Origin of the sequence: Microcoleus sp. B6-A1 (genome assembly GCF_036705085.1) — a bacterium.
Classification (GTDB): Bacteria; Cyanobacteriota; Cyanobacteriia; order Cyanobacteriales; family Microcoleaceae; genus Microcoleus.
This window is the reverse complement of the sequence record NZ_JAUBTU010000055.1, coordinates 1-1,484: the sequence shown is the minus strand read 5'-3', so window position 1 is coordinate 1,484 and position 1,484 is coordinate 1. Positions and strand designations below refer to the sequence as shown.

The 1,484-nt window shown below is 46.4% G+C and carries 1 protein-coding gene; it reads right to left on the bottom strand.

Annotated elements, in window-relative coordinates:
* A partial coding sequence (locus QUB11_RS19860; protein ID WP_333391535.1) for an Ig-like domain-containing protein occupies positions 1-1,424 on the bottom strand: 1,424 nt, incomplete at its 3' end.
* Positions 1,425-1,484: the final 60 nt, after the last annotated feature.

Here is a 1,484-nt window from a genome sequence, read left to right as displayed (position 1 = left end):
ATAGTTTCTACAACTGAGTTGTCGGAGACTTTCTTGATGACAATATTGCCAGTGCCTTTTTGGACGGCTTCATTCAAGTTGACAACTAAGTTAGCAGCAACTGCAACACTGGTGGCGTTATCTGCGGGGGTGAAAGTGGCTGTGGGGGCTGTGGTATCAGCGGCGACAGCCGTGGTGAAATTCCAAGCAGTTGCACCTGTAGTACCGGCATAATTATTACCAGCTAAATCTTTAATTGCACCGCTGGCAATTTCAACGTAGTAACCAGTACCGGGCGCTAAATCTGCTGTGGGATTAACGGTGACTGTAGTACCAGTAACAGTGACATTTGCCGCTGTGACATTGATAGTTTCTACAACTGAGTTGTCGGAGACTTTCTTGATGACAATATTGCCAGTGCCTTTTTGGACGGCTTCATTCAATGTGACAACTAAATCAGCAGCAACTGCAACACTGGTGGCGTTATCTGCGGGGGTGAAAGTGGCTGTGGGGGCTGTGGTATCAACGGCAGCCGCAGTGGTGAAATTCCAAGCAGTTGCGCCTGTAGTACCGGCATAATTGTTACCTGCTAAGTCTTTAATCGCACTGGCAGCAATTTCAACGTAGTAATCTGTACCTTGCGCTAAATCTGCTGTGGGATTAACTGTGACGGTACTACCAGTAACGGTGACATTGGCTGAGGTGACATCAATGGTTTCTACAACTGAGTTGTCGGAGACTTTCTTGATGACAATATTGCCGATGCCTTTTTGTACGGCTTCACTCAATGTGACAACTAAATCAGCAGCAACTGCAACACTGGTGGCGTTATCTGCGGGGGTGAAAGTGGCTGTGGGGGCTGTGGTATCAACGGCAGCCGCAGTGGTGAAATTCCAAGCAGTTGCGCCTGTAGTACCGGCATAATTGTTCCCTCCTAAGTTTTTAATCGCACCAGCGGCAATTTCAACGTAGTAATCTGTACCTTGCGCTAAATCTGCTGTGGGATTAACTGTGACGGTACTACCAGTAACGGTGACATTGGCTGAGGTGACATCAATGGTTTCTACAACTGAGTTGTCGGAGACTTTCTTGATGACAATATTGCCGATGCCTTTTTGTACGGCTTCACTCAATGTGACAACTAAATCAGCAGCAACTGCAACACTGGTGGCGTTATCGGCTGGGGTGAAACTGCTGGCTGTCGGCGCTGTGGTATCAAGGCCGTTACCTTGAATGGTAAAGGTATAACTAGATTCGTCGAGATCGTTGCTGGAAATATTAATTCGTGCGGTGCGAGTGCCGATAGCCGAAGGTTGGAAAGTAATTTCAAATGGGGTAGCTTGACTGGCACTAATAGTGTTGGCTGGTAATGTCTTGACGGTAAAATCACTGGCATTGGCCCCTGTAATGGTGACTACAGGCGTACCCGATAAGTAGTTAAGCAAAATTAATTACATAATTATCTCCAAATTCTTTAAGAATTTTTTCTACAGATGAAACAAGAG